The sequence below is a fragment of the Mycoplasma suis str. Illinois genome (genome assembly GCF_000179035.2).
Classification (GTDB): domain Bacteria; phylum Bacillota_I; class Bacilli_A; order Mycoplasmatales; family Mycoplasmoidaceae; genus Eperythrozoon_A; species Eperythrozoon_A suis.
The window spans coordinates 296,775-321,168 of the sequence record NC_015155.1 but is presented as its reverse complement, the minus strand read 5'-3'; the positions used below and the strand labels follow the sequence as shown (position 1 = coordinate 321,168).

Sequence of the window (24,394 nt, the reverse complement as noted above, 5' to 3'; positions counted from 1 at the left end):
AAAAATTTAAAAAGAGTTAGATAAAAATTTTTATCTAACTCTTATGTGTTTTTCCAGGAAACCATTATCTATAACTACTAGTTCATCCAAGTAAGGTTGTACTTGTGCTATATCATGATGAATCATGATAATAGTCACACCATATTTATTTTGTAGGGACTTAAGATAGTCCAGAACGACTATCTTATTTTTAATATCTAAGAAATTTAGAGGTTCATCTAAAACTATAATTTTTGAACCCTGAACTATTGATCTAGCAATAATAGCTTTCTGTCTATTCCCTCCAGAGAGGGAATGCAAAGACTTAGACATTTCTTTCTCTAATTTCATTTCCTTAAGTATTTCTAATACTTTTTCTTCCTTTTTAGATTTAGATATTTTCTTTGTGAATCCTTCTCAAGGAGAGAATCCTATTGAGATGAATTCAAAAAGAGAAATATCGTGATAGATTATTGATTGCTGAGGAATATAAGAGACATTTCTAGCAAAAGATTTAATAGAAATGTCCTTTAATTCCTTTCCAGCTCACAATACTTTACCTTCATAGTTGGAAAGAAGGTGAACTATTATCTTAGCAATGGTACTTTTACCAGAACCATTGCTACCTACAACTACAATAAACTTTCCTGAATTGAGACTTAAATTAAGTTCTCGAATGAGTTTCTCATTCTCTCTATTACTTAAATATTTTTTTCATTTAAGTCTCATGAACTCCAATCTAGATAAATACTTATATAGATTGGCAATAACTTTAGGAAAGTGTCTATAAGAGAAAGAAAGATTAGAAATTACCAATAATTTCTTCTGTGAAGGAATTATTGTTGGAAAAATAGTTTTTGAATAATACTGATTTAGTTTCGAAACTAAATCAGGTGAAGAAGGTTTTTCTTCTCAAGATTCAATAGGACAAGCTAAAAGTAAATATTTCGTAAATATAATTCCGAAAGGATTAAAGACACTTTCTAAAAAGAAACATGTCTTTAAAAAACTATCAATATTGACTATTGAGTTATAAATTTTTGTTGATAGCAAAAATTTAAAAACAATAAGAAATATTGATATAGCTATAAAAAGTCACTTTAGCTCATCAAAGAAAGTTAAAGACTTAAAGCTTTGATTTTCTAAAAAATTCAATAGTCATGAAGTTAGAAGACAAAAGACAGCTGTTCAGTGATTTATAGAAATTCACTTTACAGCTGTCTTGAGAGGAAGTCAGTTCTTCCACGCAAACCAAATTAAAGTTCTTAAGAACTTAATAGTTAGAAGATGTTACTGACAATAAAGATTGTCAGTTGTCAGAAGGAAGTTCTAAATCATATAGTTCGTTTAGAACATCTGCTTGCAAAATTTCTGATTTATCTCCCATCTTGAAGATTTCTCCATCTTTTAGGGCAATAATCTTTGTAGATAAATTAGAAATTTCTGTAAAGTTATGCAAGTTAGCAATTATTGTTTTACCTGAGAGATGCAATCTCTTCAGGAAAGAAATAAAGAAATTTCTATTATGAACATCTAGGAAAGTTGTAGGCTCATCCATCAAGATGAGTTCTACATCTTTCATCAAAATACTTGCTAATATAACTTTCTGTCTTTGACCGCCAGAAAGTTCTCCCATTCTATTTCAGCGCAAGTGTTCTATACCTGCTAACTTAATAACCTCTAAAGTTCTAACATGATCTTCATTACTTACTCTATCTATTCTTGAGATAGAAGAATATCTAGAGTAAAGTAAGAAATCATATACAGGGGTATCTCCCTGTATATTTAGTTCTTGAGGAATATAAGCAGTTTTCTCTCAGAATGTTTTACTACTTATATTCTTTAATTCTTTATCACCTACATAGAGTTTTCCAGATGTAGGCTTAAGAATACCTCCCAAATGTTTTAGGAATGTAGTCTTACCGGCCCCGTTGGGGCCTATTATAGAGTAGAATTCATTCTTTTCTAAATTACAACTAATGTTTTTCAGAATGTTGTAATTATCTACCTTGAAGTTAACGTTGTCTAACTTAAAGGTAGATATATCACACTTACTTCTATTTTTTCTTTTCTCTCGAAAGAAGATAAAAGATTCTCTAATTTCTTAGATTTATCTTTCTTTTCTAAGAAATCAACTATTAATCATCCTGGAAACTGTGTTACCAGGTGAAAACCTATTTTTCTAATTTTTTTAGACCTCTCAATATTTGGGTCTAATACCACAAATATTACTCATCCAGCTAATAACAAAGATGAACAAGTTAACAATACCAAAAACATAATAGATGTTTCAATTCAATCATTTATGGCAAAAAATTTTTGCCTAAATGGTTCAAAATAAGTTGAAAGATCTGTATCAGTCGAGGAACTTGAAGATGAGCTGGAAGAACTACTTGATGAAGAAGCTTGAACTAAAGCTTGTTGTTGAGGTTCTCCAGCTCCCTCAATAGGAGTTACTAAATGAACTCAACTTAAATCTTTAAAAAACTTTTTCATAAGTTTTTGAAAGCTTTCTGTATAGAGTTCATTGCTAGTATTGAAAAGACCTTTTGGTAATGTTTGGGTGTTTTTAGGCTTTAATTGTTTATTGTGAGCTTGAATATCTAATTGATTCAGAATTTTTTTAATGAAAGAAAAACTACCTGAATTAAATATCAAAGATCAAGAACTATAGTCGGGCATTTCGAAAGACTGACTACTAGAAACCCTTTCTCTTCCACTCACACTAGGGGAAGGATTTAAAAACTGATCTCTACTTTTTAAAGCTGAAAATTTACTATTCAATTTCCCAAAACTATAAGCAGTTAAAGGGACAAATCCAGTAAATACTGAAGCAAATATAGAAAGAAATTTGAATTTCATTTCTATATTTCCGAATTCAAGAGGAAAGTTAAATTCCTCTTTGTTTCAGTATTAGGAATAAAAATATAGGAGTAATAATTGCTGTAGAGAGCACTCCAATAGGAATGTTTTGTCCGTAATTAACGGACAAGAAAGTAGCTAATACAACTAGGAGTGCTCCACAAATAAAACTTACAAGTACATTAGAAGAAGCTTTATTGCCAAATATAAATTTGGCAATATGTGGAGCAATTATTCCCAATAGGGATATTGTCCCTATTAGGGCACTTTCTAATCCAGCTAGAACTGCAATAACAACAAAAAACATTTTCTTTAGTTTTTCTATTTGGATTCCCTGGGAGATAGCATAATCATCTCCCAATTCAATTATTTCTAGTTCTCTTCTAAATAGTCATACTAATCCCACTGTAATGGTGATTAGTATGAAAGAAATAATTGTGACAATTCTTCAGTGAGGAAAAGCTGATATATCTTGAAGATCTGGAATTCTTCCATAGCTATAGTTAGCTATTTCTCTTGAAATCTGTGAAGCTTGATCTCTGTCACTATTGACGAAGCTAAGAATAGCTACGCTAATAGCTTCACAGAAAAATTGAAATGATATTCCAGAAATAACAAAGGATTGAGTATTCTTTTTATTCTTAGATAAAAAGTAAATAAGGCACGTCCCTATTAGGGACGCTGCCAAAGAAATAAAAGGGAGTATTACTTTTAGAGATGGTACTGAAGCTTTTTCTCCATCAAATTGGAAAAAGATATATAAAGATATAGCAATAATATTTAGGGATCCAATCCCTAAAAGTGATATATCAGCTAGTGGATTCTTAGTTAATTTTTGAAGGAGTAGTCCAGCTACTCCTAGTGCTCCTCCACTGAACATAGCGAGAAAATATTGTCAAAGTCTAGGATTAGATATCCGATATGAAAAGTCATATCGTCCATCAAAGGTAAATAGTGTGAAGAATGTAGCTGAAATGAAAACTATTAGGAGACTTATTCATTTTGAGGGCTCACTAAGAGCCCTCATTTGGAGAGCTCTCTCTGCCCTAATAGGGTGGAATACAGACATAAGTCTTATTCCTTAGTTAAAAGAAGAAGGGAAAGAGCTCCTAAAGCAAGTATTAAGTTAGAGCTAGAAATAGCTGGAACTAATTGATTTACAGTAACTGCAACCATTATTAGAGTAACTGCAATAATTGCAGATACTGGAATTATTGTTTCATACTTTCTAGTACGATATAGCTTTCTAGCTAAATGCGTACTAATAAGTCCTATGAAAGAAATATTCCCTACTAAGTTAATTGTTAGTGTGTTGCAACACAGTATTATTGAGTAACCAATAAACTGCAGAAGTTTTATATTCACTCCAAGAGAATGTGCTTGATCAAAACCTAACTCAGTTAGGTTTCAATTCTTGGATAATAGTCGAGTGACTATAAATAAAACAACTACTATAGGAATTGCTCATCTTAGTAGTGTGTATTGAGATGGAAACATTTCATAAATGTTTTCAGCACCTCCCATTGCAAGAGCATATGCAACATTAACTGAAGTTGCACTATGCTCTTTTATTAAGTGGACAGATGTTCTGAAGAATATATTCAGAACAAGACCGAAGAGAATAATCATTGTGCATGTATTTGTTCTCTCTCATGCAGTCTCTCTATTAAAGAGAAATAATATGAGAGCGAACACAAGAAATGCGCAAAAGAATGCAGAAGCAAAATATGCTCAATAATAATTTCCTGTAGAGGCTCCCAAAATTGTTTTGAGAATCATAAGCCCAAATCCCGCTGCATCAATCATTCCTAAAGTTGAACAATCAGCTAGTGGGTTTTGTAGCAGGGATTGTGAAACATTCCCTGATAAAGACAGAAGAATAGCTGCAAGAATAGAAGCTAAGCAAATTCAAACTACTTTTTGGTAGCCAGCTCAGGAACCAGCACTTTCTAATTGCTGAGATTGTTCCTGAAATTTAGGCCTAACTCCAAAAAATGGAGCTAAGACTTCTTCAGTATCTCAGCTATTTTGGAATTGTTGAGATAGATTAAATACTAAAAGGCCTAGTGTAACTAATACTAGGCCAAAGCCAATAAGTCATTTTCTATTGAAAAGATATTTGAATACATTTCACTTCTCAGTCTTATTATTCTTTTCAAGTATTTTTGTAGGAAAAGAATAATAAGCATATATATTCCTATACATATTTACCTATTTGACTAATAAAATCTTCCAGATTTTCATTAGGAGTTTTGTTGAAGAAAACAATTTCTTCAGCACCTAGGGAGTAGCAAGTTCAAGAAGTTATTTTCTCGAACTCTTCTTCTCCCACTCTAGAACTGCTAACTCCAACTAATACTATTCGTTTCTTTAAGAAAATTTTTTTAGTATGTAGACTGCACCAGTCTAATACATTCTTAAAGAAACCTGAAAAGTTGTAGTTATATTGCGGAAATACCAAAACAAGAATATCGTGCTCTAGTATTTTTTCAGATAAATACTTAATAGAGGGAGGAAACTCCCTCTTATTTATTATTTCGTTAGTTAATAGTGGAATAAATTCATAGGAATTTAGATAAACAGCTCATAAAGAGAGCTGTTTAGATATTTGTTGTGTTAATGTAACACTTTTGGAGTCTCTACTATTGCTTCCACAGATAATTAGAACTCTAGTCAAAGTTAGTTAGAAAACTACTAAAAGTTCTCTAGAAGAGCTCTAGCAATAGCTTTTCCATCTTTATTTGTTGTGTGGAAATTAATTAATTCAGGATTGTACTTAAAGCTCTTTTTGGAGTGGAAGTCTACTGCCACTCCAAAGCCACATTCCTGAATCATCATAAGATCATTTCCCTCATTTCCTGCTCCGCAGCATTCCCTTAAGTTTCAATTTTTTTCTATTTTTAGAATTTCTTCTATTGCATAGAACTTATTGATTTTTTTATCAATAACTTCTAGCAATCAACCTCCGTGAGTGGATACATAAAATTCAGAAAACTTAGCTTCTAGCATAGCTCTAAGTTTTTCTGAATTTCTGTGCAAACTAATAAACATTACTTTTTGAATATTCTCTCAATTACCTTCTAAATCAAAAAGTTCTACAAACTTAACTTCAGCTCCATATTTTTTAGAAAATTTTCTAGCAAAGCACTTAGATATTCAGTTATTCTCTGTAAATAACTGATTATCTGAAGTAAAGATCATAAAAACTGCTAGAAAATTTCTTCTAACGAATTTAATAAGTTCTCAAAGTTTTGAGACCTTAAAACACTTAGAATAAATTACTTCTCCTGTTTCATTATTAACTAGAGTTCCTCCATTTAAGCAGATTAGGTAGGGTATCTTATACCCACCTAATCTTTCTTCTAATCAGTCAGAAATTACTTTAGCTCTAGTTATATTTCTTCCTGTAGCTAGTATTAGATGATGTTCTCCATCATCTAAGAAAGTACCTAATGTAGAAAGTGTATGTGTTCTTACTTTTCCCCAAAGTCAACTTCTTGGGGAAAGTAAAGTACCATCCAAGTCAGAAAATAATACTTTTATTTTTGTCTTTAACAATCTACTAGCTCCTTTTTCCACCACTTTTATTTTTTAATCACTTCCTACCTCGGAAGTGATTATCTGAGTAAGAGAAAGAAGAGCTTGTTCTATATTGTCATTTAATACTGTGTGCTTAAAGTGAACTATCTCTTTAAGCTCTTCTTCTGCTTTCTTTAATCTTCTATCTATATTTTCTTTATCCTCCGTCTGTCTTTTGACTAATCTTTCTCTTAAATGTTCTAAAGACGGAGGATAGATAAATATAGAAACAAAGTCTTCTATTTTTCTCTTAATTTGTCAGAAACCTATAACTTCTATTTCTAGAATTACATTTTTTCCCTGTTCAAGAAGTTCTTGAACAGTATCTCTAGAAGTACCATAATATTCTCCAAAGAAATAAGCATGCTCCAAGAATCTATCTTCTTGGATTAATTTCTCAAATTTTTCTTTGGAAATAAAGTAGTAGTCCTTTGAATCTATTTCTCCCACTCTGGGAGATCTAGATGTAAAGGACACATTAATCGTTAAATTAAGTTCTTCTTTTTTTATTAATTCAGAAAGTAAAGTTCTTTTTCCTACGCCACTAGGGCCGCAGATAACAAATAACTTTCCTTTCTTAGGAATTTTTTCTATATTCTCGGTAATATTAGGTATTTTGTATAAAAATTTTTATTAAATTTTTAGACTGGAAAAATACTCTTTACTCTCACATAAATACATTTTCATAAATTTTTTTCAAAATTTATAGAAAATAAGTAGTATGTCTTCTTTAAAAGACACTCTATTTTTACCCAAAACAGCCTTCTCTATGAAGGCTAATTTAGTTCAAAAACAGAAATCTTTCTTTGAGTTTTGATTGCAAAATCAAATTTACTCAAAGAGACTAGAACAAAACAAGGATAAACCTAGTTTTGTTGTAATGGATGGGCCTCCATATGCTAATGGTTCTATTCATATGGGACACGCACTTAACAAAGTCCTAAAGGATCTAATAGTTAGGTGAAAAAATATTTCAGGATTTTCTACTGAGCTTGGGCTAGGCTGAGACATGCACGGACTTCCAATTGAATCCAAACTTGAGAAAGAAGTTCCAAATTTCAAGCAAATGGAGGTTCCAGAAAAACTTAAGAGATCTTTAAATTATGCTCTTTCTCAAGTTGAAACACAGGCAAAGCAACTTTCAAGTCTAAATCTATCCTTTCCCTGTGTTCCATACTATTTAACTTCTAACCCTAATTTCACTGAGAATGAATATTCTATTTTTAGAGAACTTTTCTCTAAAAATCTAATCTTCCAAGAATATAAACCTGTTGCATGATCATATTCTTCTTTAACAGCTTTAGCTGATTCAGAACTTAACTATGAAGATGTAGACTGTGACAGTATTTACTTTGTCTGAGAAATAGTATCAGATCTCCCTCCAGAATTGGAGGGAGCAAAAATAATACTTTGAACAACTACTCCTTACAGCTTGGAAGCCAATCTAGCCATAGCTTTTCACCCAAGTTTAAAGTATTCATTCTTTAAATATCAAAACAATATCTATTTATCTTCTCATACTTTTATTTCTACTGCTAAAGAAATACTAGGATGAGAAGAATCAGATATTGAAATACTTAGTTCAGTGGAATCTGAACTACTTCCAAAACTAAAGTATCTAAATAGTCTAACAGGGGATATAAATTCTATATTCCTTGGTAATTTCCTTGTAGAAGGAAAAGGAAGTGGATTTGTTCATATGGCTCCAGGGCTAGGTGAAGAAGACTACTTAGTTTGCAAAGAAAACAATATACAACCTTATTGTGCTATTGATGAAAAAGGTTTTTTCTTTGAGGAGGTAAAGTTCCCTCCTATAGCAAAAACCTTTTATCAATCAGCTTCCAAAATAGTAATAGAGTTCCTTTCCGAAAAGGAACAACTATTAAAAGTGCACAAGATCAAGCACAAAGTAGGTAAGGACTGAAGAACTAATTTGCCTATCTTATATAGATCTACTAAGCAGTGATTCCTAAATCTAGATGGTTTGAAGAAAGATTTAGATGGAATATTTTCTGAAAAAATATTTACTCAACCATCTTGATTATTCAATAAATTAAAAGATCAACTAAGCTCTAGAGCTGAGTGATGTATTTCTAGACAAAGAGCTTGAGGTCTTCCAATACCTATTATCTTCCGAGAAAATAAGGTATTTGGAGGACTAGAACAACTCTCTAGAAATATAGAGATATTGACTAAAGAAGGTATTAGTAGTTGATATACTAAGCCAATTTCTCACTTTGTGAGAAATATATCTAAAGAGGAAGAAAGTAAGTTTTCTAAATGTACAGATACTCTAGATGTTTGATTCGATTCCGGTTCAGCTTTCTTCCTCAATAAAGATAAAGAAGGAAATGTCTATCCTTCTGATGTTTATATAGAGGGAGGAGATCAACTTAGAGGATGATTCAATTCATCCTCTATTCTTTCTCTACTTACTTTGGGTAAATTACCTTTTAAATCTCTAGTTGCCCATGGATTTGTACTAGATGAAAAAGGACATAAAATGTCCAAATCCAAGGGCAATGTAATTGATCCCTTGGAAATGGTTTCTAAATATGGAGCTGATATTTTCAGATTGTGAATTGGAAATTCCAATTATCTAAAAGATATGAAATTTAGTGAATCACAAATGAACTCTGTTCAATTGCAATACAGAAAAATAAGAAATATCTTATTTAAGTTTTCTCTCTCAGTACTAGGTAAATTTGACTGAGAGAATACTAAATTAGTGGAACTTAATTTCCACTATCCAGAAAATAAATATATTTACTCTCTATTTCTGGAAACTATAAGTTTCGCAGAAAGAGAATTAAATCTCTTTAATTTCTATAAGGTCATTAAGAAATTAATGGATTTCACTGATCTCTACTCTAGTTGATATCTAGAGATAGTGAAACCAATTCTCTACTCTAGAGATAGTGATGACACTTATAAATCAGAAGTTATAAGTGTCATTTCAAGAGTACTTAAATATTCTCTCCTTATTCTCTCTATATTCCTTCCTCAGACGGCTGAGGAAGTATACAGTCACTTAGAAATGGAAAACAAAAAAGACTCAATTTGACTGGAAAATTGAGATGTCACGAATATTCACAATACTCAAGTAAAAGAACAATCCCACTGAGATCACTTCTTTTCCATAAAGGAAAAACTATTTTCCATTATGGAAAAAAAATACTCAAAGAAGGAATTTAATTCCATAAAGGAAGTTAAATTACTTCTTCCTGAAAGTATGTTCAATTACTTCAGTAAAGAGGATTTCAGAAGAATGCTAGGAGTAGCTGAATTAGAACTTTCTAGTTCAAACGAACTAGAAGTTCTAAAAAGTCTAAATACTCCTTGTTCTAGATGTCTTCTTTATTGTCATAAAGAGACTCAAAACTATAAATATATAGATAAGGATTATCTTCTATGTCTTGACTGTGTCAAGACACTAGAAAAACATAGGAGAAATAACTAGCGAGAGAACAATATATAGAAGTATTATTGCCCCACTTCAACTAATATTTCAGCGTACATTCCTTATTCCTCATAGGAATGTACGTCTTTTATTAGTGAAGTAACCAATAGCAAAGCAAATATTCACAATAAGAATTGTGAATATTCAGAAAACAAGAGATTTTTGATCATTTTCTGAAATGCTATCAATTAATCAACCACCTTTTAATAGCTGAGTAAATGCTGGAAGCATTAAGTTAAATAATGCTGACCCTAGAAAACCAGAACATGCAGCATCATAACACTTAGACTTATACAAGAAGAAGAAAGAAGAAAACTCAGGTAGAGAAGTCATTAGGCTTAGGATAGTTCCTAAGCCTATATTCTTATCTATACCTAGAGTTTTCTCAAATCTTGAAACTAAGTTGAAATTCAAAAATGCAAGAATAGCGAAAGCAAAAAATATAAGAATAAATACTATTAGAAAACTAAAACTTGATAAGTTTTGGAATATATTCTTATATTTCGGAATTAATTGCTGTTCTTGAATGGATGTAGAAGAATTTTTTTCCGAAGAAGTAGTCTTCTTCGAAAATATTAGATAAGAAGCTCAAATAATAAAGAATAAAAAGGGGATAACACTATATCCCCCAATAGATAACTGTTTTGAAAAATCCTTAAATAAGAAAAATATTCCCAGTAGAGCTAGCTCTACTGTGGAAATAGTTCAGAGTAATAATTTTCCCTGAAAAACAGAATAAATAAATCTATTGCATTCAGGGCGAAGAAACTTTATTTTTCTCGCCCTATTTCAAATAAATATTGTTGCGCAAGCAAGGAATACTATTTGAACTAAATTAGCTCCCGTTAAGTTATAGAGAGAGTTCAGGGAGAAAGACATTTCTCCATTCTGCTGACTATTATTACTGCCAGAACCTCTATCATATATTCCGGCAGTAATAGCATTAATAGTTTCTGAAAGAGAAGTTCCCATTGCTAGTAGGCTAGAGCCTACAAAGTTTTCAGAAAGCTTAAATCTTTCTAGTACATTTTTTATTGACTCTGTAAATAAAAAAGAAAGTGCAGTTATTCCTGCACTTACATATACAAAGCAAAAAATTAGAATGAAAGGATCTTCTAATCAAGTTGAAATAGAAGACATCTAAAAGTAGTTATAAGTAAGAATACCTCTAAAAGAGAATATTCTTACTTTTTTTAAGTGAGTTTTTTAGTTAATCAGAAATAATTTTTTCTTATTTATTCCTTTTTAATTGCTTCTTGAAATTAATAATATGGCGGGGGTGGCAGGACTCGAACCCGCAACACTCAGTTTTGAAGACTGATGTTCTGCCAATTGAACTACACCCCCAGCCATGAGGGAGTTAATTTAAATATTATGGCGGAATAGAGAGGATTCAAACCTCCGCATAGAGAATACCCTACCTAACAGCTCTCCAAGCTGCCCTCTTAAATCACTTGAGTACTATTCCAAAAATGGAGCACCCTCTGCTTTTTATCTTAAGTTCTTACTCAATTTCATTGAGTGGAACTTCTACCTTTAATATCCTATCAGATAAAAACTTATAGAATATGTAATTTCAAGATCTTCCAAATTTTTGATAATTGGAAGCATTAAAATAACCAAACTTAATTAAATACTTATCTAGGAAGAGAAGTAATTTAAAGAAGTCTCTTCTTTTCTTAAAAAGAACAGAAGAGACATTCTTATGCCCCCCTCCCCCGAAATATTTAGCTACTCCATCTATAGGTAATTCCTTAGATCTAATAGAAGACTTCCACTTCTTATCTGAAGTGGAAGGATCTTCTAATAGGGTAGGATCCTCTATCAATATAACTCATATTTGAACTCCTCCTATTCCCTCTAGATTAGTGATTGCTGACAAATAATCTTGAATTAAATACTTCTTTAATAGGGACTGGCTTACTATTGCAAAAGCCAGTCCATTAGGAGTAACTCTAATATTTCTAACTACTTCTTGGTCAAATAACTTTTTGTTTAGAGTCTTCTCTGAAATTAAGTTATTTATTTCCTTTCTATTTATTCCCTTTTCTAGTATTTTTCACAAAATGAAGAAAGTTTGAGGGGTTGAATTACCCCTCAAAAAATTACTATCAGTAATTATTCCAGCATACAAATATCTAGATATTTTAGGCTCAAAAACATACTTATTATCTGATCTTTCAAATATCAGAAATAATTCTCCAAGTATTTCTGATGTAGAGGAATAAGTATGATTTATGAACTCTAACTGAGCAAATGAATCCATTCTCGGATGATGATCAATAATGACTATTTCACTACAGAAATAATGTTTCTGAGTTAATACTCTACTTTGATTTGGAGTATCAACTATTATTCCCAGACTTTCTTTTAATTCCCTGTCTGGGAATTCAACTAATATATCTTTATTTCAGTCAAAAAGAAATTTTTCATTTTGACTCATTTCTTCTGGATATATTCAAAGAGCTATTTCTTTATTTGGGAAATTTAACTTTATTCAGTAATAAAGCGAGAACATTGATGCATAAGCATCAAAGTCTGGCTTTATATGTAGAAAAATAGATATGTACTTATATTGATTTATTTTGTAAAGGAATTTGTCTCCAAATTCCTGTATTGTTCTTCTATTTACAAGATTTGTTTCTATTGGCACAAAAGCCTAAAGAGAGGGAAAACCAAATCTAATTCAATTTAGATCTTTAGGTGTCAGAGGGGGACTTATTCCCCTCATGACATATTTTTTATATCACTCTTCGGCATACTTAATTACTTTTTCAAATTCCTTTAAATCTATATTCATTTCCTGAATGACTACTACTTGAGGATTTTCTTTTCCTAATTCCCTTTTGGGAATTGGACTATAGTTTTCAGGTCTTAAATAGTGAGACTGATTTAAGAAACCAACACAAAAATATCCCTTATCTATACCTCTCAAATAGAGGTATAGGGCTAATTGATATTGATATTCTTCAGGTATTCTAATTTCGCTTTCTGAGAAAGCGAATCACTTATGAATATTTCCCTTATATTCCTTTATTATTGGGATTCCCTTGGAATCCTTAACTAATTGAAATTCATTATTTTTAAAAGTTCATAAATAACTATCTAGTGGAGTAGTTTTTATTTCAAGTATTGACTTAATATTGTCTCCTTCAAATTCCTCTCCATCAGGAATTCCTCCAAATATTTCATTATCTGGAAAGATATCATATTTAACTTCCTGAGGATTATATGTTCTAAAGTGTTTTCTTAATTCTCTTTTTGCATATGTCAGGAGTGATTTTTCAATAATCACTCCTGCATTTGCAAAATAAGGTTCTATATCACTTTCTACGAAACCAAGTATTTCACACCATATTTGAAATGGTGTCTTATACTTGTTTCTTCCCAGAACAGCCGCAATTCTTGATCCTGTAATTTTTTTTCTGAACTTAATTGATTTCATTCTCCCTAACTTGGTTAGGGAGATTTGATCATTAGTAAAGTAAAAATCTTCAGGATAAGAATAATTCTTGAATCTCAAGAATTAAGAAGGAAAACTAGTTATCAAATTAATCATTTTTCCATAAACAACTATGTATTTATTTAGTTGTTTATCTTTCAGAAATAAACTACCTTCTTCACTTGACTTCAGGTAGTTTATTATTTCTTCTTCATTTCTTAAATCTTTTGGAATATCAATTGTTCCCTTAAATTTGTTATTCAATTGAATTGAATAACTGAAGAAGAAAGATTTTTCTCCTTCCTCAATATTAGGTCAAGAAGAAAGATAAACAGATTCTTTATTTCCCAGCAATTCTCTTCATATTTCCTCAGCTATTGAAGGAGCTAAATAGCTGAGGAATTGAATAAAGATTGAATGTTCAACTTTACTTTTAGGGTTTTGTTGTTTCAGATAGTTGAAGAAAATCATTAATTCTGAAACTAATACATTGAACTTAAATGATTGAATGCTGAATTCAACTTTCTTGATGAATTCAAGAACACTTGAATTATCTTTCTCTGGAATATTATCAGCAAAATAAGAAGAATTTTGATGATAATATGAATAAATTTTTTTAATTCAAGATTCAAAAGTTGATAGTTGTCTATCGTCTCAGTATTGAGTCAATTCTAGAGGTCCTAGAAAGGCTACTGAAAGTCTAATAACATCTCCCCCAAAACTCTCAAGTAGAGACTCTACTGAGAGATAGTTATTTTTAGATTTAGACATTTTCTTTCCGTCAGATCCCAATATCATTCCCTGATTAACTAATTTCTTAAAAGGTTCTGATACAGTTTTAAGGTTCAAAACTGAGTGAATAACTTTGTATCAGAACCTTGCATAAATTAAGTGCATTGTTGCATGCTCTTGACCTCCAATATAGAGGTCAACAGGCATTCATCTTTCTATTAAGTCAATGGCTTCCTTACTGTCTAGAGGGAGATATCCATCTCCCTTTTTTATTAAATAGGCTAAGAAATATCAAGAAGATGCCGCTCAATTTGGCATAGTATTGATATCTCTTCTGAATCCTTCCTTGAAATTCACTCAGTCTTCATAGTATGCGAGTGGGGTATCATACTTTTTAGTATTTTCAATGAATTTAAAGGGTGGAAGTTTTAGGGGCAAATTTTCCTCTAAGAAAATATGCCCCTCTTTGTCGTAATATACTGGGAAAGGTTCTCCCCAGTATCTTTGTCTAGAGAATACTCAGTCTTGTAACTTATAAGTTTTTACTTTAGGCAAAACCTTTCAATTTAGAAAAGAAGGTATTCTCTTCTTTTCTATGAAATCACTATATATAGGATGTAAGTTTTGTTCAGAGATATTCTCTCCTTCTCTGAACTTTATAGGTACTCTATCTAATGTTTGATCATCGTTATAGTAGAAGAGAATATCTCCATCCTTTGGTTCATAATCTAACTCTAGTAATCTAAAGATTTCTGAGTCTTTATATATATAAAAACCAGAAATAGCTCTAACATCATCTATATTCTCTTCTAAATATTCGAAGCTTTTACCTTTGATTTTTAATTCAAACTTAAAAGCTTCTTTTTCTCCAATCCATTCTTCTTGAATCTTCTTTATTCTGTCTGTTCACTCAAGCTTATAAAGGTCTTCCTTTAAAGCTTGAGCATACTTAGTTATTTTTAGAACTCACTGTTTTAGCTTTCTAGTAGTTACTGGGAAATTCCCTCTTTCGGAGTAGAATTTTCCATCTTCTCCTTCATATATTTCTTCATTAGCTAAAACAGTGTGTAATTCTTCAACTCAATTAACTTGCTTATTCTCTAGAGTTGCAAGTCCCCTTCTATAGAGTTGAAGAAATAATCACTGTGTTATTGCATAATAGCTCGAGTCCGAGCTATTAATTTCTTTATTTTGAAAGTCATAACTAAAGAAAAGTGACTTTAGTTCTTCTCTGAATCTAGAAATGTTCTTTTCTGTAAATGTACTTGGATCTGCTTTATTTTGGATTGCATACTGCTCGGCTGGCAATCCAAAAGAGTCCCAACCCATAGGGTGCAATACAGAAAATCCCTTCATTTTTTTATATCTTGCTACTATGTCAGAAGCAAGATATCCCTTAACATGTCCTATGTGGAGTCCAGCTCCTGATGGATATGGGAACATATCCAAAACATAGAACTTAGGTTTACTTAAGTCATCTTCAAACTTATATGTTTGTTCTTTTTCCCAAATATTTACTCACTTCTTCTCTACTCATCTGGGAAAATCATTTTCCCAGTTAAGGGAGTTGTCTTTCTTACTCATTTAAGTTGTTTTAGAAGAACTCATTGAACAATTTCCATGAGTATTTTTAGGGAAGGCTATAACTTCCCTAATGCTTTTCAAATTAAGGAGTTCTGACATTAATCTATCTCAACCTATAGCTATTCCAAGATGAGGAGGAACTCCATAATTTAGTGCCTCTAAGAATCAACCAAATTCTTGGTTGATTTCTTCTGAAGAGTATCCCAAAATACTAAATATTTTTGCCTGAAGGTCAGAGTTATATATTCTCTGACCTCCAGAAGCTATTTCTACTCCATTAAGTACTAAATCATATCCATGAGACTTCCAATCTAAGAGATTGTCTTTGGAAAGACTATCTTTAGTTGGGAGTGTGAATGGATGGTGAGAAGTAACTAATTTACCTTCCAAACTTTCTTCAAAATAAGGTCAATCTGTTATTCACACGAGTGAGAAATTGTTTTCTCACTCTCTATTCTTAATTTGCTTAATAATGGCTGTTCTTATTCTTCCCATTCTAAGAAGGGATTCTCTTTTATCTCCACTATTGCAACAAATATAGAATAAGTAGAACTCTTCTGAATGATTATTTAGTTTTTCTGAAAAACTAATCATTCAATCATCATATTGACCTTCAATTATTTTGGAATGAGACTTCTTAATATATTTGAAGTCTCTTCCAACTTCACTATATAGTTCTTCTATATTTATTGTTTTTCTCTCAACAAGGAGAGATAAACAATATTGGGTTGGAAGTACTTGTTTTTTATCAAAAGATGAAAACAAATCAACTATATAAGGAGAAAATCTTAAGTCTGGTTTATCAGTTCCATATTTTTCAAAAGCTTCTTGGAAGCTTATTCTTCTAAAAGGTAAGTCAGGAAAATCAGACTTGACTAGTTTTTTAATTAGAGAAATTATTAATTTCTCTATTATTGCGAATAGCTTTTCTTGAGTGGAGAAAGACATCTCAATATCTAATTGAGAGAATTCATATTGTCTATCTTCTCTCATTTTTTCTGCTCTAAAACTAGTTGCAAATTGAAAATACTTTTCAAAACCAGCAATCATTAGTAATTGCTTATAGATCTGAGGAGATTGTGCTAATGTGAAACTTCTATTTACATTCACATTCTCCTCAGTCTTAAAAGTTTCTGCTCCTTCCCTCGAAGGGAAAGAGAGAATAGGAGTAGTTATTTCCCTAAAGTTAAGAATATGTAAATAAGATGAAGCTATGAATTTTGCTTTAGAGCAAAATTCTATATTATTGTGAAGAGCTGATCTTCTTAAATCAAGATATCTATATTTCATTCTGTATTTTTCTTCACTCATCTTTTCCTCATTGAGATCAATAGGAAAAGAAGGTTTAGAAGTTGAAAACACTTCCATCCTTTCTCCAAGAATTTCTAATTCTTCTGAATTCTTTTTTTGGGAAGTAGTTCCCTCAATAAGAACAGTACTTTCTCTAGGAGGAAGTTCTACTTCTTTCTTGGGGAAAACTACTTGTATTTTTCCGCTACCATCTCTAATAACTAAAAAGACAATGTCTTTTAGTTTTCGAACTGTTTCTATAAAACCACCTATAACTACTTTCTGATTTGGGATTATTCCCAAATCAGAAATAAGAACTCTTCTATCTAGAAAACTACTCATTATTTAGTTATTATTCGAATTCAAGAGTTCTTTTAACTTCTTCTATTAGGACTTCTAAATTATCTAGGGAGAAGTATATTTGATAATTCTTATTTTGTTCTTTAAGAATTATCTCTCTATTATTATGTTCTTTTTCTCCATATATAAGAAGTCATCTAAAACCTAACTTATCAGAATATTTAAAGTGAGAATTTAAGTCCTTAAATTCTCAATTAGTTTCTACTTGAATACCTTCTTCTTTAAGTTTTTGAACCAAAAGAATAACTTTTGGTTCAATATTGACCATTAAGTTACACAAATACAATTTGTAACTTATCTTTCTAGGTCACTTATAGTTATTTTCATTTAGGGCTAGATGTAGTCTATCTATTCCTACAGCTAGCCCTAAAGAGGGAATAGTATTTTTTGGAGTAGTTCCAGTCTGGAACTTATTAAATAGTTCGTTATATCTACCTCCTCCAGCTATTGTTAAGTTATTTATTTCTCACTCGAATACTATTCCAGTGTAATAATCTAGCCCTCGGACTAGATTATTATCTCACTGATATTTAACTCCCAAACAATTTAGATATTTCTTAATTGTTTCTACATTTTTCTTATCTTCTTCTGAAAAATAGTTATGTATTTTGGGAGAATCCTTAACAACTTGAAGGTGTGAATCATTCTTATCATCTAGTATTCTTATAGGATTCTCCCTTATTCTGTCTCTAGAAATTTTGCTAAGTTTCGCAGAATTTTCTGGGTCAGAAAAATAAGTTCTAAGTTCTTCTGCCCATTTCTTCTTTATTTCAGAAGAAGCTAAGTAATTAATTCTCAAATGAGGAGTAAGTCCTAACACACTATTTAAGAACTTATTCAGAGAAAGAATAAGTTCTATTTCAAAAAATACTGAGTTAGCATTTACTATTTCAACTCCAAATTGAGTGAACTCTCTATATCTTCCTTTTTGAGGTCTCTCATATCTATAACACTGAGTGAGATAGCAAAACTTTAGCGGAGAGACCTCTCTAGCTATCATTTTTTGATTAACTATCTCTCTAGCTATAGAGATGGTTCCCTCAGGCTTAAGAGCATATTTTTTTCCCTCAAGGAAAAATATTTCCTTTTCTAAAATATTTTCTTCTTGTTCGGAACTTCCAACAAAAAGATCGCTGTATTCAAATGTTGGAAGTTCTATTTCAGAGAAATTATTATTTCTAGCTCACTGAACTAGAAGTTTTTTAATGTAATTTCTCTGACGTAATTCTTCTCCTCTAATGCTTCTAGTTCCTCTCGCTTGCGCAAACATCCTTTAGAAGTCTATCTTTTCTTTAAGTAAGATTTATTTTTTAACTAAAGAAAAGATTAGTTAACTAATTAATTTGTTTTATTGCTGAAGAAATAGCTTCAATAAACAAAGGTTCAGGAGACAAAGGTCTGGAGTTAAATTCTGGGTGATATTGAACTCCTACAAAAAAAGGATGATCTTCTAGTTCGACTCCCTCAACAATATCTCCAGATCATGCAGATATTTTTAGAGAAGAATTTTTAAATTCTGGAAGTTGAGATGCAAGCTTAGCATTGAAAACATATCTATTTCTATGTCTTGCATCTCTCTTAATACTTCCATAAATATTATGTAACTTGGTATTTTCGGAGAAATTAACTTCTATTTCTCCGACTCTCATATCTTTACTGTCAGATCAAGGAACTAGTATTGGGAAACTAGTTTCAGGATCTATCTCTAAGCTATTAGCATCTGAGATTCCTAATTGATTTCTAAAGAATTCAATTACTGATAATTGCATTCCGAAACAGATACCTAGGAAAGGTATCTTGTTTTCCCTAGCATACTTAATGGCTAGGAATATTCCATTTAGGGATTTTTCTCCAAATCCTGGAGGAATACAAATTAAATGGAATCCTTCTAATTGACTTTCTGAATGTAAATTTTCTGATTTCAAAACAGAAATATTTAATTCAGCTGAAAGTCCATATCCAGCAAACTTCAGTGACTGGATAATGGAATAATATGATTCCGGACAAGAAGAATATTTGCCAACAATTGCTACATTAATTACATGTTTTTTCTTCCCCTTTATTAGAGAATTAAATTTCTTCCAGTCATTTAATTCTCTTTCTGAAGAGTTATTTTTCTTCTCTAATTTAAGAAGCGAAAGTAATTTATCACATAATTTTTCCTTTTCATAGAGGTGAATAGGAATTTCAAAAATATCTAGTTTGTAACAGGAAGAAAAAATATTTTCCCTCGGAATTTGAGGGAAATTAAAACTTATTTTTGAAATTTCTGCTTCTGTTAAGCAACTATCTCCCTTAAGAATTAGAATATCGGGAGTAATCCCGACTTTCTTAAGTATTGAGAGGGAATGTTGAATTGGTTTAGTTTTTTTGTCACCATTGTAATTTAGTGACAAAACAGGAGCAAGATGAATGAAAATCATGTCATCTTTTTTCTTATTTTTTAGATATTCTGCAGCCAATAAGAAAGGCTTTTGCTCAAGATCTGATACAGTTCCTCCTAGCTCAACTAGGAGTATTTCTGTATCAGTATTTTCAAAATATTCAAATCTAGAAACTATTTCTTGAATTAAATGGGGAACTATTTGAACAGTTTCTCCATTGTATTCTCCATTCATTTCTTTTTTCATAAGACTGTGAAATATTTTTCCTGAAGTGCAACACGAGTGTGCACTTAATTCAATACCTAGGAATCTTTCGTAATGTCCTAAGTCTAAGTCTGTTTCTTCTCCATCTTTAGTTACAAACACCTCACCATGTTGGTTAGGTGATAAAAATTTTGAATTGTAATTCAAATAGGGATCAAATTTAAGAACACTGCACTTAAAACCTTCAAATTGAAGAACTTTCCCTATTGAGGAAAGAGTTACTCCCTTACCCAAAGACGAATAAACCCCACCAGTAAGGAAAATAATTTTCATTTTTAACTAATAAAGATAATTAGTAAATTGTTGTTTCGAAGTTATAAATTCTTATAATTTCTCCCTCAATACCTCCCTGTTTCTTTAGAATTTTCATTATTTCCTCTATTTTTAATTTTTCTCTTAATCGTTCTAAATTGTGTCAAGTTGTTTGAGGTATTCTAGAAGTCCAGTAGTTTAATCTACTGGACTGAATTTCTCAAACATTTTCATTCTTTAATATTTTTAATTCCTCTTTTTCAGGGAGTATCTCGTCAGAGTACTCAATAAATCCCTCCTCATCAATAACTTGAGAGGACTTAAAACAAGGTAATCCTTGAAATTGAGATAATTCTCAATTTAGTTTTGAAGATACTTTAGAAAAATCACTGTCACCTAAATTATTTATATAAATGCAATCATCACTTAACTCCAGTGATTCTTCATTATCGAAATAAATAATTTTTAATAACTTACTAAAACCTCTTTCTTTTAATTTATTTTCTATTGAAAGTAAAAGATTTTGAAGTCCCTTCAAAAAATCAAAGTGAATGACACATATAAAAAGTCTGCACAGCTCTAGATGTGCAGAGTAAAAATCATTTATGTTTTTACTAAATATCTCTGACGGAAAGTCAAAGAATTCTATTCCACTTAATTGAGAGCAAAGTTCTTCCCTTAAATTTTCTCAATTATTTTGGGCTTTATTTTCAGAGTCTAACAAATTAATTATTCCAATTCTCTTAAATTTGGATAATATTAGTAAAATTTCTTTTTGCTCTCCTTTTTCTCCCAACTCATAAAGTTGGGGAGATTGGTATCTAGCACTTTTAAATGATTTATTTCCCCTACCCCCTCTTCCTCCCCTACATACTAAATAGGTAGGGGAATCACTAGTAACTGTAGTTCTTTTTATTTTTTCTCCAAAATCATAAACTTCAGTATTTTCGGGAATATCTATAGAGATATCTCTTCCTTTTAGTCCAAACTTAGAATCTCTTTGTCCTGGAAAGCCATTTTCGGCTTTCCAAAGATATCTATTGATGGAAGAAAAATCATTTATTTTTTTATTAACTACTAGGTAAATAGAGCCACCATTTCCACCATTTCCACCATTAGGTCCCATTCTAGAGTTATATCTATTTCTTGCTCAGGAGATGATTCCATCCCCTCCCCTTCCAGCTTGCAACTTTATCTTCACATATGAAGACATAATATATAACCTACTTAATTATTTCTTAGCAACTCCATTAGAAGAAGACAAATAATTAATATCAATTATTCCTCAACCACCAAAGTAGGTTATATATTGATAAAGTAAGAAATTACAAAAAGCAGTAAGGAATAATACTGCCCCTATAAATCCACAAAGTATTATGAAGTAGTGATAATACTTGGATTTATAGAGGTAATTTATATTGATAAAGTAAAAGATCCCCAATACTATATAGGGAAAAACTATAGCTATACAAGCTATAGAAGAAATAATTGCTATAGATTGTAATCAACCAGAGAAAAAAGAAACATGTTCACTAAGACTTTTTAATTTATCCCAATTGGAAAGGAATCCCTTTCCAATAAATAAAAGAACTAAAAGAAATAGGAGTATGGCTGCCCCTCCCAACTCATATTTCTTTAGTTTTGTGAAATTACCAGGAGCTTTTAGAGTTACTTCTACAAATCCATTGAACTCAATTCAAGAATTTTTTAATTCCTTCTTGAATTGAGATAAATAAGTATAAAAGTATCTATAGTCAGCTCCCAAGAAGGGAATATTAAAACTAGACAATTCTTCTTGTTTTTTCAGCTTTAGGCTTAAAGCTGAATTTATTTTTTAATTAATTCCCTCCTTTTTTTGTAATTCTGAATTGTTTTTTCAATCTTGCTAGTTAAGGGAGAGTGATTTGCAATCTCTTCTTGAATTTTTGAATACAGCTCCTCACTGGGAGCTGGATTCTCTTCAAAAAATTCTTCTCTAGCATGAACAAATAAGTCAGATATATCAGCTTCCTGACTATTAATTGACTCATAGTTTTTATATAAAAATAGTTTTGCTAACTCATTATCTTCTATTTGCTCTAGAGTTCTCTTAACTCCGTCACTCATTTTTAATAGAACTCTAATTAAATTCCTGATTAATGAGTGTTTCTACTTTTCTGGCTTGTTTTATGAAATGATCTTCTTCAAAGACTAATTTGAAATAAGTCGGAAGACTTAATTTCTCAATTAGTCTGTGCTTCAAGAAAGGAGTTAACTTTCGTAATTTATCTAGTATTTCTTTAGAAGAGTGCTTGTCTTTCAATAACTCTAAATCTACATAAATTACGATAGTACTTAAGTTGGGAGCTAATTTTACGTGATTTATACCTATGAATGTATAAAGCTTTTCATCTAGTTCTGTAAGTCAAATTCTCTTCATAACAATGTAGATCTCCTTAGAGAGTTTTTCTTGTTTGGCTTTCAAAAGCCTAAATCTTTCTTTCTATTATTTCATAACTTTCTATTACATCATCTAGCTCTACATTATTTCAGTTATTTAGAACAATACCACACTCTTGACCTTCAGAAGCTTCCTTAACTTCGAAGGTCTCAATCTTAAAAGACTTAATTGTTGTCTTTGTTAATTGATTACCTTCTCTTATAAGTCTTACTTTGTCTGACATTTGGATTTTTCCAAATGTCACTGAACAACCAGCAATTGTCCCAATTCTGGAGTGAGATCACAATCTAATAACCTTACATCTTCCGAGAATTTTTTCAATTTTTTCAATTCTTCTATGTTTTTCTTTATGTTCTAGTATTTTTTCTTCTAGCTCATAAATGGAGTTAATGTTTCAGAAACTCACATTTAGGAAATTTAGTTGTTCTTCCACTCTCTTTTGAATTTTTTGTTCAAAGTTAACAATTATGGCTTTCTTAATGGAAGCCAATTTAATATCTGCTTCAGTTATTTCTCCGCTTCCTATAGAAATAACTGAATAATTGAATCTCAATATGAAAGCTTGGATAGCTTCTGATGATCCAGAAACTCTACTTTTAATAATGAATGAAAAGTGAGTTGGATCATCTTTCTTAGCTAGCGCACTATCTTCTGTGTGACTATATTCTTCTGCTCTATTACTTTCTAATTCCTTATAGTGCGCTAGTGCAGCTTCTTTAGTTGCAAAAGAAAAGAATTTTTGACCAGTAGGAGGTAATTTATCAAAACCTGAAATAGAGGCAGGTTTTGATGGTTGAAGGAGAGAAATTCTCTCTTTTTGTTCTCCAGTAATTGTTTTTATTTTGCAAAATATTCCTTCCCCAGCTATGTAATCGCCAGCCTTTAGATTTCCCCTAACTGTAATAATTTCTGCTATAGCTCCTAATCCTTTTTCTACTTTTGATTCCAGTATTACTCCCATTACTGGAGGAGCTAAAGTAGTTTTATAGTCTTCAACTTCTGAAACTAAGCAAATGGTTTCAAGAAGTTCTGGAATTCCTAAACCTGTTTTAGCTGATCCCTTCAGGAGAATAACATCTCCTCCATATTCTTCTAGTTCTACTTCTTCAGAAGTTAATTGTTTTTTTATGTTTTCTAGGGAAGTATCTCCCCTATCAACCTTATTTACAAAAACAATTAACTTTAATTTATGACTTTTGTAGTACTCAATTATTTCCTTAGTTTGTGCTTGGACTCCATCATCTATAGCTATTACAAGAACAATTATGTTTGCAATAACTCCACCAATTGTTCTAAGTTTTGAGAAAATTTCATGACCTGGAGTATCTAAGAAGGTAATGAAATTATCTTGAAACTTAACTTGATAGGAAGAAATGTGTTGAGTAATATTTGCATATTCTCTCGCGGCTACATTAGTTTTTCTTATCTTGTCAAGTAGTGTAGTTTTTCCGTGATTTACGTGGCCCATAACGGCCACTACAGGATCTTTTTTTACTCACTCAATTTTGGACTCATCTTCTTCTCCAAAGGATTCAAGATAAATATTTTTAGGCTTCTCTTCACTTTCTTTAATGAATTTGAGACCAAACTCTAGACAAAGCTCTCTGCAGAGCTTTTCATCAAGTCAGGAATTCAAATTCATTTCAATTCCTCTAAGGAAGAAATATTTAATAATTTCAACAATTGGAATCTCAGTTTTTTCTGAGAAATACTTAATTGAAACAGCTTTATTTTTATATTGGAAGTGCGCCATTTGTATTTTTGAG

General features: G+C 31.2%; 21 protein-coding genes and 2 tRNA genes. 1 reads left to right on the top strand and 22 read right to left on the bottom strand.

Annotated elements, in window-relative coordinates:
• Positions 1–30: 30 nt before the first annotated feature.
• The 8 genes from MSU_RS01855 to gmk all read right to left on the bottom strand — a co-directional run bounded on the left by MSU_RS01855 (position 31) and on the right by gmk (position 6,987).
• A complete protein-coding gene (locus MSU_RS01855; protein ID WP_013609820.1) occupies positions 31–1,134 on the bottom strand; it encodes an ABC transporter ATP-binding protein in 1,104 nt (367 codons plus the stop codon).
• A 118-nt stretch (positions 1,135–1,252) separates the two neighbouring features.
• Positions 1,253–1,960, bottom strand: coding sequence for an ABC transporter ATP-binding protein (locus tag MSU_RS01850; protein WP_272941041.1), 708 nt, complete (start codon positions 1,958–1,960; stop codon positions 1,253–1,255).
• A 44-nt stretch (positions 1,961–2,004) separates the two neighbouring features.
• Positions 2,005–2,841 carry a hypothetical protein gene (locus tag MSU_RS01845; protein WP_013609818.1) on the bottom strand — a complete coding sequence of 279 codons (837 nt, stop codon included), beginning with the start codon at positions 2,839–2,841 and terminating at the stop codon, positions 2,005–2,007.
• Positions 2,842–2,869: 28 nt separating this feature from the next.
• Positions 2,870–3,910, bottom strand: coding sequence for an iron ABC transporter permease (locus MSU_RS01840; protein ID WP_013609817.1), 1,041 nt, complete (start codon positions 3,908–3,910; stop codon positions 2,870–2,872).
• Positions 3,911–3,915: 5 nt separating this feature from the next.
• Positions 3,916–5,046, bottom strand: coding sequence for an iron chelate uptake ABC transporter family permease subunit (locus MSU_RS01835; protein ID WP_013609816.1), 1,131 nt, complete (start codon positions 5,044–5,046; stop codon positions 3,916–3,918).
• Positions 5,039–5,518, bottom strand: coding sequence for an NAD(P)H-dependent oxidoreductase (locus tag MSU_RS01830; protein WP_013609019.1), 480 nt, complete (start codon positions 5,516–5,518; stop codon positions 5,039–5,041). The genes MSU_RS01835 and MSU_RS01830 overlap by 8 nt, the downstream gene beginning before the upstream one ends.
• A 17-nt stretch (positions 5,519–5,535) precedes the next feature.
• Positions 5,536–6,420, bottom strand: a complete 885-nt coding sequence (locus MSU_RS01825; protein WP_148221866.1) for an HAD-IIB family hydrolase — start codon at positions 6,418–6,420, stop codon at positions 5,536–5,538.
• Positions 6,421–6,432: 12 nt separating this feature from the next.
• Positions 6,433–6,987, bottom strand: a complete 555-nt coding sequence (gmk, locus tag MSU_RS01820) for a guanylate kinase (protein WP_272941040.1) — start codon at positions 6,985–6,987, stop codon at positions 6,433–6,435.
• A 154-nt stretch (positions 6,988–7,141) separates the two neighbouring features.
• On the opposite strand from gmk, the gene ileS reads away from it, so the two are divergent.
• A complete protein-coding gene (gene ileS / locus MSU_RS01815; RefSeq protein ID WP_013609813.1) occupies positions 7,142–9,880 on the top strand; it encodes an isoleucine--tRNA ligase in 2,739 nt (912 codons plus the stop codon).
• Here ileS and MSU_RS01810 read toward each other — a convergent pair.
• From MSU_RS01810 to infB, 14 genes are all read right to left on the bottom strand, one after another.
• Positions 9,854–11,020: a sodium/hydrogen exchanger gene (locus tag MSU_RS01810; protein WP_013609812.1), complete on the bottom strand. Its 1,167-nt coding sequence runs from the start codon at positions 11,018–11,020 to the stop codon at positions 9,854–9,856. The genes ileS and MSU_RS01810 overlap by 27 nt on opposite strands.
• Positions 11,021–11,151: 131 nt before the next feature.
• Positions 11,152–11,227: transfer RNA gene (locus tag MSU_RS01805), tRNA-Trp, on the bottom strand.
• A gap of 28 nt (positions 11,228–11,255) precedes the next feature.
• Positions 11,256–11,348 (bottom strand) — tRNA-Ser (locus MSU_RS01800).
• A 36-nt stretch (positions 11,349–11,384) separates the two neighbouring features.
• A complete protein-coding gene (locus tag MSU_RS01795; protein WP_013609811.1) occupies positions 11,385–12,533 on the bottom strand; it encodes a DHH family phosphoesterase in 1,149 nt (382 codons plus the stop codon).
• A gap of 6 nt (positions 12,534–12,539) precedes the next feature.
• A complete protein-coding gene (locus MSU_RS01790; protein ID WP_013609810.1) occupies positions 12,540–13,403 on the bottom strand; it encodes an MPN551 family DNA-binding protein in 864 nt (287 codons plus the stop codon).
• A gap of 3 nt (positions 13,404–13,406) precedes the next feature.
• On the bottom strand, positions 13,407–15,638 hold the full coding sequence (locus MSU_RS01785) for a class I tRNA ligase family protein (RefSeq protein ID WP_013609809.1): 2,232 nt from the start codon (positions 15,636–15,638) through the stop codon (positions 13,407–13,409).
• Positions 15,639–17,270 carry an aspartate--tRNA ligase gene (gene aspS, locus MSU_RS01780; protein ID WP_013609808.1) on the bottom strand — a complete coding sequence of 544 codons (1,632 nt, stop codon included), beginning with the start codon at positions 17,268–17,270 and terminating at the stop codon, positions 15,639–15,641. It abuts the gene before it with no gap.
• A gap of 10 nt (positions 17,271–17,280) precedes the next feature.
• Positions 17,281–18,558 carry a histidine--tRNA ligase gene (gene hisS / locus MSU_RS01775; protein ID WP_013609010.1) on the bottom strand — a complete coding sequence of 426 codons (1,278 nt, stop codon included), beginning with the start codon at positions 18,556–18,558 and terminating at the stop codon, positions 17,281–17,283.
• A gap of 64 nt (positions 18,559–18,622) precedes the next feature.
• The gene (locus MSU_RS01770) at positions 18,623–20,209 is read right to left on the bottom strand and encodes a CTP synthase (protein ID WP_013609807.1); all 1,587 of its coding nucleotides are present in this window, start codon (positions 20,207–20,209) and stop codon (positions 18,623–18,625) included.
• Between the two features lie 19 nt (positions 20,210–20,228).
• Positions 20,229–21,401 (bottom strand): Obg family GTPase CgtA, encoded by a 1,173-nt coding sequence (gene cgtA, locus MSU_RS01765; RefSeq protein WP_013609806.1) that lies wholly within the window; start codon positions 21,399–21,401, stop codon positions 20,229–20,231.
• Positions 21,402–21,419: 18 nt separating this feature from the next.
• Positions 21,420–21,977 (bottom strand): hypothetical protein, encoded by a 558-nt coding sequence (locus MSU_RS04750; RefSeq protein WP_013609805.1) that lies wholly within the window; start codon positions 21,975–21,977, stop codon positions 21,420–21,422.
• A 38-nt stretch (positions 21,978–22,015) separates the two neighbouring features.
• Positions 22,016–22,294, bottom strand: coding sequence for a hypothetical protein (locus MSU_RS04745; RefSeq protein ID WP_013609804.1), 279 nt, complete (start codon positions 22,292–22,294; stop codon positions 22,016–22,018).
• 13 nt (positions 22,295–22,307) lie between these two features.
• Positions 22,308–22,652 carry a ribosome-binding factor A gene (locus MSU_RS01755; RefSeq protein ID WP_013609006.1) on the bottom strand — a complete coding sequence of 115 codons (345 nt, stop codon included), beginning with the start codon at positions 22,650–22,652 and terminating at the stop codon, positions 22,308–22,310.
• A gap of 4 nt (positions 22,653–22,656) precedes the next feature.
• On the bottom strand, positions 22,657–24,381 hold the full coding sequence (gene infB / locus MSU_RS01750) for a translation initiation factor IF-2 (RefSeq protein ID WP_013609803.1): 1,725 nt from the start codon (positions 24,379–24,381) through the stop codon (positions 22,657–22,659).
• Between the last annotated feature and the right edge of the window lie 13 nt (positions 24,382–24,394).